The organism is Bacillus sp. LR_5, assembly GCF_042709275.1.
This window is the reverse complement of sequence record NZ_JAVAXX010000400.1, coordinates 1-4,454: the sequence shown is the minus strand read 5'-3', so window position 1 is coordinate 4,454 and position 4,454 is coordinate 1. Positions and strand designations below refer to the sequence as shown.

The window sequence follows — 4,454 nt, the reverse complement described above, 5'->3', positions numbered from 1 at the left end:
TGATCTTGAAATGGACCCTTCCACAATTGCGGGCGGATTTCTGCACGATGTCGTGGAAGATACAGATGTGACGCTCGATGACCTGAAAGAAGCATTTTCCGAAGAAGTGGCAATGCTTGTGGACGGCGTAACGAAGCTCGGTAAAATTAAATATAAATCTCAAGAGGAACAGCAGGCGGAAAATCATCGCAAAATGTTTGTCGCTATGGCTCAAGATATCCGGGTCATACTGATCAAGCTGGCGGATCGTCTCCACAATATGCGGACGCTGAAACATCTGCCTCAGGAAAAACAGCGGAGAATTTCCAATGAAACACTGGAGATTTTTGCTCCTTTGGCGCATCGTCTCGGGATTTCAAAAATTAAGTGGGAATTGGAAGATACGGCGCTCCGTTATTTGAATCCTCAGCAATATTACAGAATTGTCAACCTCATGAAGAAGAAACGCGCAGAACGTGAGCTTTATGTCGATGAGGTTGTCAATGAAGTGAAGAAACGTGTCGAAGAAGTGAACATCAAGGCTGACTTCTCGGGACGTCCGAAACATATTTACAGCATTTATCGCAAAATGGTGCTGCAAAATAAGCAATTCAACGAAATTTACGATTTGCTGGCTGTTCGCATTCTTGTGAATAGCATAAAGGACTGTTATGCGGTGCTCGGCATCATTCACACATGCTGGAAGCCGATGCCAGGCAGATTCAAAGATTATATCGCAATGCCGAAGCCGAATATGTATCAATCGCTTCATACAACGGTTATCGGGCCTAAAGGCGATCCGCTGGAAGTGCAGATCCGCACCTTTGAAATGCATGAAATTGCGGAATACGGGGTTGCGGCTCACTGGGCTTATAAAGAAGGGAAAGCGGCCAATGAAGGCGCAACTTTTGAGAAAAAGCTTTCTTGGTTCCGTGAAATTTTAGAATTTCAAAATGAATCAACAGATGCAGAAGAATTTATGGAATCGCTCAAAATCGATTTGTTTTCTGACATGGTGTATGTTTTTACGCCGAAAGGAGATGTAATCGAGCTTCCGTCCGGTTCTGTTCCGATTGATTTTTCTTACCGGATTCACTCGGAAATCGGCAATAAAACAATCGGTGCCAAAGTAAACGGAAAAATGGTAACGCTGGACCATAAGCTTCGGACAGGTGATATCGTTGAAATTCTCACCTCTAAGCATTCCTACGGTCCGAGCCAGGATTGGGTCAAGCTTGCGCAAACATCCCAGGCGAAGCATAAGATCCGTCAATTCTTTAAGAAACAGCGGCGCGAAGAAAATGTTGAAAAAGGCCGTGAGCTGGTCGAAAAAGAAATTAAAAATCTGGATTTCGAAGTGAAGGAAGTCTTAACGCCGGAAAATATCCAGAAGGTTGCTGACAAGTTTAATTTCTCAAATGAAGAGGATATGTACGCAGCGGTCGGCTACAACGGCATTACAGCCTTACAGGTGGCAAACCGCCTGACAGAAAAAGAGAGAAAGCAGCGCGATCAGGAAGAACAGGAAAAGATCGTTCAAGAAGTCAATGCGGAACCTAAACCATACCCGCAGGGCAGAAAACGGGAAGCGGGCGTTCGTGTCAAGGGCATCGACAATCTTCTTGTCCGTTTGTCAAAATGCTGCAATCCTGTACCGGGTGACGATATTGTCGGATTTATCACAAAAGGCAGAGGGGTTTCGGTCCATCGTGAAGACTGTCCGAATGTCAAAACGAATGAAGCCCAGGAGCGGCTGATCCCGGTAGAGTGGGAACATGAGTCACAGGTTCAAAAGCGCAAGGAATACAATGTTGAGATAGAGATTCTTGGTTATGACCGCCGCGGATTGCTGAACGAGGTGCTTCAGGCAGTAAATGAAACGAAAACAAATATTTCATCCGTCTCTGGCAAATCGGATCGCAATAAAGTGGCAACCATTCATATGGCGATTTTTATTCAGAACATTAATCACTTGCACAAAGTCGTCGAGCGTATTAAACAGATAAGAGATATCTATTCTGTGCGCCGCGTCATGAACTAAAGGGGTTAGAAAATGAGATTAGTTGTTCAGCGAGTAACAAAAGCAAGCGTTACAGTGGATGAAGAGGTCGTCGGCCAAATTGGACAAGGCATCATGGTGCTGGTCGGCATCACTCACGATGATACAGAAGAGGATGCAGCTTATTTAGCTGATAAAGTTGTTCATCTTCGTATTTTCGATGACAGTGAAGGAAAAATGAATCTGTCTCTTTTAGATATAGGAGGAGAGATTTTATCTGTCTCACAGTTTACGCTTTATGGAGATACGAGAAAAGGGCGCCGTCCGAACTACATGAACGCCGCCAAACCTGATAAAGCTTTAGGTCTTTATGAAAAATGGAACGACCTGCTTCGTGAAAAAGGAATCAAAGTGGAGACTGGAACGTTTGGAGCAATGATGGATGTTCAGCTAACAAACTCTGGACCAGTCACGCTCATTATGGATTCAAAATAAAAAAAGCTGCCAAAAGGCAGCTTTTTTTATTGGAAATATTTCTCTAGTCCGCTTTCAATCCCGTCTGTAACTTTTTCTTGGTATGAATTGCTATGTACAATGGCTTCTTCCTGCGGATGGCTTACATATCCCAGCTCATACAGCATAGCGGGCTGTCTATTTTCCCGAAGCACATAATAATCTCCGAATAATACGCCGCGGTCAGGAATGGAAGAACGCTTCACCACTTCAGAGTGTACATCTGATGCCAGTTCCTCATCTTTGGCAGGACTGTAGTAGTAAGCAGTGCTGCCTCTCGTGGAAGTATCCGCATAGCTGTCATAGTGAATGCTGATAAATGCGTCAGCGTTGCGATAGTGAGACGTAGAAACACGTGACTGTAAGCTGACAAAGGTATCATCCTGGCGTGTCACATACACATCGGCTCCAGCTGATCTGAGTTTACTGGCAAGCAGTTTTGCCGTTTTGATCGTCAGGTTTTTCTCGAATTTACCCGAATAGCCGATCGTTCCGCTGTCTTTTCCTCCGTGTCCCGGGTCAACAATAATCGTTTTATTGTTCAGAGAACCGTTTCCGGACGGGGAATCAGAGACAGGGGGTTCACCTGCTTCTTCTGCGCTTTTAGACGTTTGGACCACCCAATTGGCTACATAACCAGTCTGCCCGTTATCAAGCTTAATCTCATACCAGCTGCCCTTTGAACCTGTAATGGTAAACGAATCGCCTTTGGCAGCACGTTCAACGATCGAAGCTGATGTAGATGCATCACTTCTTACATTCGTTCCTCCGTATACAATATAGGCTTTTTTAGCGGAGGATGAACTGCCGGCATTTGTCGAACTTTCAGCTGGATCAGAACTAGATAAAAGGTAATGGCTTGCAACCCAGCCTTTCAGCCCATTCACCTCGATGTGGGCCCAGCCGTTTTTCTCGTTGAGAATCGAAAGCTTCGTTCCGCGATCAAGTTTCGTTAAAATCGCTGCGTCATGTGAGGCGGAGGCTCTTACATTTAGTGAAGATACACCGACCGTGCCCGTTGAAGCACCGGAAGATTCGGTTTGAGCACTCTCAGAAGACGCTGAACTGCTGCGGCCTGATGTAACATATTCAGATGACACCCACCCAGTGGCATTTTGATAGGATATCTTGATCCAGCCTGAATCTTTATCGATGACAGACGCTTGGCTGCCTTGCGGGAATTTGCCGATGACTTCGTATGAAGTACCTGGTCCGGTTCTCATCCGCAGATCGGGGTCTGTTGATGTCACAGTATCACTGCTTTCCGTAGAGCTTGTGCTGGCCTGGTCTTCCTTTGTAATAAGCCAGGAGACCACCCATCCTTTTTCTCCGGAACCAAGCTGTATCTGCACCCAGTCTCCATCTTCCTTTAAAATCGGGTAGCGCTCTCCTTTTTTCGCTTCCGCTGTAATCCCGTAGCTAAGCCCCGGACCGCTTCTGACGTTCATTTCATCTGTTGCGATGACCGCTTCTCCTTGAGCGGCTGTAACGGAGGAAAGTGGCGGGAAAAGCGCCCCGGCGAAAATAATAGATACAATAAGAACAAAGTATTTCTTGCTCATTGTGTCCTCCTTTCTGATGATCATTAAAAAAGCATTCTTGCTTATTATCGTAAAGTCCTTTCTGATTTTTAAATAAAAATAAAATGATTTGTTTATACTAGGCATAAATACAATCAAAAAGGTGTGCAAATCATGAAATATCATCCAAAAATGGGACGTGCATTTCACGACGGTGAAGCAAATCTGCATTACAGCGATCACGCAGATCCCGAAGCGACCGGTTATCTTACTGAAACAGCATCTGAATTTGGTCTTATGTCCAAAGAAGCAGCGATGAGGAAAAACAACCGGAATAAAGCTTGACAGAGAACCCCAATCCCATTATTATAATAGAAATTGAGTACATAGCAAATGATGAAAGATTTGAACCAATAATGGAGAAGAGTAGGTCAGATTGCATG

The 4,454-nt window shown here is 44.8% G+C and carries 4 protein-coding genes; 3 read left to right on the top strand and 1 reads right to left on the bottom strand.

The window, feature by feature from the left end; genetic code table 11:
• Nucleotides 1-2,020, top strand: a 2,020-nt coding sequence (gene relA / locus RAC86_RS35745) for a GTP diphosphokinase (protein ID WP_377886699.1), incomplete at its 5' end; no start/stop codon positions are given.
• A 12-nt stretch (nt 2,021-2,032) separates the two neighbouring features.
• Nucleotides 2,033-2,473, top strand: a complete 441-nt coding sequence (dtd, locus tag RAC86_RS35740) for a D-aminoacyl-tRNA deacylase (RefSeq protein WP_072183431.1) — start codon at nt 2,033-2,035, stop codon at nt 2,471-2,473.
• Between the two features lie 26 nt (nt 2,474-2,499).
• On the opposite strand, the gene RAC86_RS35735 is transcribed toward dtd, so the two are convergent.
• Nucleotides 2,500-4,053: an N-acetylmuramoyl-L-alanine amidase family protein gene (locus RAC86_RS35735; RefSeq protein ID WP_072566621.1), complete on the bottom strand. Its 1,554-nt coding sequence runs from the start codon at nt 4,051-4,053 to the stop codon at nt 2,500-2,502.
• Nucleotides 4,054-4,185: 132 nt separating this feature from the next.
• Between RAC86_RS35735 and RAC86_RS35730 the strand changes: the two genes are divergently transcribed.
• A complete protein-coding gene (locus tag RAC86_RS35730; protein ID WP_061186671.1) occupies nt 4,186-4,356 on the top strand; it encodes a YrzK family protein in 171 nt (56 codons plus the stop codon).
• The last annotated feature ends 98 nt before the right edge of the window (nt 4,357-4,454 follow it).

What these genes read in the sequence shown, in the direction of transcription:
- dtd (WP_072183431.1), top strand. Translation starts at nt 2,033, where the DNA reads ATGAGATTAGTTGTTCAGCGAGTAACAAAAGCAAGCGTTACAGTGGAT.
- RAC86_RS35735 (WP_072566621.1), bottom strand. Translation starts at nt 4,053, where the DNA reads ATGAGCAAGAAATACTTTGTTCTTATTGTATCTATTATTTTCGCCGGG.
- RAC86_RS35730 (WP_061186671.1), top strand. Translation starts at nt 4,186, where the DNA reads ATGAAATATCATCCAAAAATGGGACGTGCATTTCACGACGGTGAAGCA.